Raw genomic sequence first — 572 nt, 5'->3', positions numbered from 1 at the left:
TGAAGATTTTTTATTGGGAAGTGAAACTGCAAAAACTCTTTTTTATAATTATGCTTGCAAATGTCCTATATTTGATTATCATTGTCATCTTAATCCGAAAGAAATTTTTGAAAATAAAAAATTTAATAATCTAACAGAGATTTGGCTTTACAATGACCATTATAAATGGAGAATGATGAGGGCTAATGGTATAGATGAAAAGTTTATTACAGGTAATGGAGATGATTATGATAAGTTTATTGCTTGGGTTAAAACATTATCTAACTTAATAGGTAATCCTCTCTATCATTGGAGTCATTTGGAGCTTCAGAGGTATTTTGATATTTRTGAAATTATTAACGAAGATAATGCTGATTTAATATGGAAAAAAGCAAATGAAAAATTAGAGAGTATGACTGTTAAAGATATTCTTAAAAAATTTAGAGTTCATACAATAGGCACAACCGATGACCCAATAGATAATTTAGAATATCATAAATTAATTAATGAAGGTAAATCAAAAATAGGAAAGATTGATACAAAAGTAGTACCATCTTTTAGACCGGATAAAGCTATAAATATAGAAATGTCTG

The 572-nt window shown here is 27.0% G+C and carries 1 protein-coding gene; it reads left to right on the top strand.

The features are described from left to right. Positions 1-572: glucuronate isomerase (locus GQX97_RS14245; protein WP_198391271.1), on the top strand; the 572-nt coding region annotated here is incomplete at both ends.

The organism is Brachyspira sp. SAP_772, from assembly GCF_009755885.1.
Classification (GTDB): domain Bacteria; phylum Spirochaetota; class Brachyspiria; order Brachyspirales; family Brachyspiraceae; genus Brachyspira.
This window is presented reverse-complemented; position numbering and strand designations above follow the sequence as displayed.